This window comes from Epibacterium ulvae (genome assembly GCF_018678075.1).
Classification (GTDB): domain Bacteria; phylum Pseudomonadota; class Alphaproteobacteria; order Rhodobacterales; family Rhodobacteraceae; genus Epibacterium; species Epibacterium ulvae_A.
In genome coordinates, this window is the sequence record NZ_JAHHIR010000041.1 from 1 (window position 1) to 2,772 (window position 2,772).

The window sequence follows — 2,772 nt, forward strand, 5'->3', positions numbered from 1 at the left end:
GGGGCACAGTTGTTGCGGCCGAACTGGTGGCGGCAGAAAAAGGCGCCGGTAAAATGATCGTCGCAGCCTCCAAATTCCAGGCCACCGACATCGTCATCATGGGCATCGTGATGATCGGCCTCATCGGCTTTGGCATCGACATCCTAATGCGCAAATCCGAAGCCTTCCTCGTCCCCTGGAAGGGCAAATCCTGATCCAACAAACGGACCAAAATACACAAATAAAACGGCCGCTAATCCAGCGGCCGTTTGCGTGTTTAGGGGGGGTGGGCCGGAACCTTTTTACGCGCTTTTGCTCATCAGCGCATGGTCATCTGGCGCAAGGACGGCACCAGATCCGGATGGGTCCCACCAGCCGATTCAGCTCTGACGTTGAGGCCACCAGCGACTGCAAGGTTTCCAATCGCGTGGGGTGAGTGCGCATGCTGCCGAGGCTGCCGATAAAGCGCGCAGGGGTTTTGAGTGGGGCCTTAAATAGGGCGGGTTCTCAATCATGGTCATGAAACAGGGTCAGAAATCCGCTGTAGGTATCCAGATCGAGAACTAGCGCGGTGTTTGGAGTTGTGAGAAGGGTCGGGGCAGTTCTTGCGATACAAAGTAACGGGTTCGCCACTCGTGGCAAGGCTGCAGCGAATGGTTTTGCAAAAGTGCAACCGGTCGCCTCGGCGCGCCGCGATACAGCGACGAGAACGCCGATCGCGCAGCGCCGCCCTTAGATGGCGCGCGACCTCTTCGGCCTGGGCGATGTCTTCTGGGCGGACCAGGTCGCGCAGATCGCGACGCGCCAGATTGCGCATTTCAGTGGCGACCAATTTGCCTTCGCCGTCCATCTCGGCCTCACCATCGCCACCATCGGGCGCCGTGGTTTGGCCTGCGCTGCCGGCGGTATCGGCGCCTTCACCATCCCGAGAAGAATGCACGTCTTCCAGTGTTTTGGCTGGATCTTGGGCACGATCTTTTGACGGACCCGGCCTTTGTCCATCCAGAAAGCATCAAACAGCGTATCAAAGTGCTGGGCCTCGTCCTTGGTCCCGGTGCAGACGCATTTCAACGCGGCGCGGGCAAGGTCCGGCTCGGCGGCGGGCACATGAGTCAATGCAGCAAGCGACAATGGACGATAAAACTTGACATACGCGCCAATGGGCCCGGATCGCGGCCAGCGAACTTGGTAACACGGCTGTTCATGCGGCTTTCCCAGCCAGGCGCTGGCTCACCTCGGTGGTGATCTGCGCGCGGTCATTTTGGGTTTTCAGTAGGGTCGCAAGCGAGTTGTACAGCACCTTGGGATCTCGGGTCAGATCGGCGACACCCAGCCCCATTAGCGCGGCGGCGAAATTCAGGGTCTCGGCTATGCCTGGCGTCTTCTCCAGATCTTCCTTACGCAGATTTTGCACAAATCCAATGATTTGGTCGACCAGCGGTGAGGCCTGCAACATCCTGCAAGGCAATCAGATGGGGAATCTCTGCCGTACGCAGCTTCATCATGGGGATCAGGTGTGGCCGCCTGCCAAAACGCCTGCAATGTCCGCTGGACGACAGTATTCAAAGACAGTTGGAATCATTGCCGTTCCGCTTTGAGCAACTTCTCTCGCTAGGAAGAGGGCTGCATACCTACGTACACATTGGTTGCAGAAAACACTTCATTGAAGCCTATTTTGCACGAATTGCGCCCCTGTCTGCACGAATTGCGCCGACCTAACCAACCGCAAGTTGGGCGTCTTTAAGATGAGAGCGGCTCACTAGAAGGTCCGGCAGGGTGTCGGGCCCATCGGCGCGGGCAACAGTTGGTGAGCGCTGGGATCCATTGCGGGAGTCACTGGAGCTGCAGCCTGGTCAGGTATCAAAGATGTGGAGCCAACCCACAAAAATGCGCCAAGCAGGACAAAGCTGGACAGGATCATGCCAATGGCCATTGTGTGTTGCTGATCAACGGGCCGAATTCATGGGTGACGGGCATCGCCACAAAATTGGTGCTGGCCATCGCCAGAAAATGCACGCTGCCCACCGCAACGCCAAAACACTATGTGCCGATCATGGTGTTGCGAGTGGAGCGGACACTTTAGGCTACCCCAAACGCGACAATGCGCAGGCCGACTGCCAGAACCGAGGATGAGATGATACCAATAGCGGTGTAGACAAATTTACACAATTGCATGCCTGCCATTCCGACGTAGTGCATGGTCAGGATCCTTTCCCTAACCGAATGCTTCGGGGCGACGATTGTTGCCTTGGTGCGGACAATGAATTGCAGCATCAGCAGTGACAACGCGACAATCAGGATTGCAATCGGCGCTGAGACCGACGTAATGGCCGCATCATGGAAATAGAGGATCGGCGTATGCAGACCCAACATGGCCACAAAATGCATCGATCAAATGCCGCCGCCCAACGCCATAGCTACCATGGCCACCGGCAGTTTACTTTGCGCCACCGTTTGCAGTGACAGGTCATTGGTCAGGGTCGGCCCTGTCGCGCCCGTGACGAGCGTCACAAATTACGGGACTGCAACCAATCCAACGTTATGGGTACCTCGAACATTTCCCTGACCTCTGCGTTGGGATAGAAAGCGGCCGGCCTGCGGCGGCGCGCTAGTCGCGGGCGGGCCGCAAACCGATGGACGCTGTGGTGATGTTCAAGACGCTGGTAGTGGGCACGCTCTACAACCTGTCCGACGACCAGACCGAATATCAGGTGCGTGACCGGCTGCCCTTCATGCGCTTCCTCGACCCCCGGCCTTTCGGTCAGCGCCCTACTCTTCTTATCTCACTCCTAC

At 57.6% G+C, this 2,772-nt stretch carries 2 protein-coding genes and 3 pseudogenes; 3 read left to right on the forward strand and 2 right to left on the reverse strand.

Annotation, left to right across the window (positions count from 1 at the left end; translation table 11 throughout):
• Together KMP13_RS12175 and KMP13_RS12180 are read left to right on the forward strand one after the other, a co-directional pair.
• A pseudogene (locus KMP13_RS12175) lies at positions 1–194 on the forward strand (ABC transporter permease); the annotation flags it as partial.
• A 521-nt stretch (positions 195–715) separates the two neighbouring features.
• Entirely contained in the window at positions 716–961 is a 246-nt protein-coding gene (locus KMP13_RS12180) for a hypothetical protein (RefSeq protein WP_215266130.1), read from the forward strand.
• A 219-nt stretch (positions 962–1,180) separates the two neighbouring features.
• Here KMP13_RS12180 and KMP13_RS12185 read toward each other — a convergent pair.
• Positions 1,181–1,417: pseudogene (locus tag KMP13_RS12185) on the reverse strand (AAA family ATPase); the annotation flags it as partial.
• Between the two features lie 641 nt (positions 1,418–2,058).
• Positions 2,059–2,367: an MHYT domain-containing protein gene (locus KMP13_RS12190; RefSeq protein WP_215266131.1), complete on the reverse strand. Its 309-nt coding sequence runs from the start codon at positions 2,365–2,367 to the stop codon at positions 2,059–2,061.
• Positions 2,368–2,591: 224 nt separating this feature from the next.
• On the opposite strand from KMP13_RS12190, the pseudogene KMP13_RS12195 reads away from it, so the two are divergent.
• Positions 2,592–2,772: pseudogene (locus KMP13_RS12195) on the forward strand (transposase); the annotation flags it as partial.

Coding starts and splice junctions, on each gene's coding strand:
- KMP13_RS12180 (WP_215266130.1), top strand. CDS start 716: ATGGCGCGCGACCTCTTCGGCCTGGGCGATGTCTTCTGGGCGGACCAG.
- KMP13_RS12190 (WP_215266131.1), bottom strand. CDS start 2,367: ATGCATTTTGTGGCCATGTTGGGTCTGCATACGCCGATCCTCTATTTC.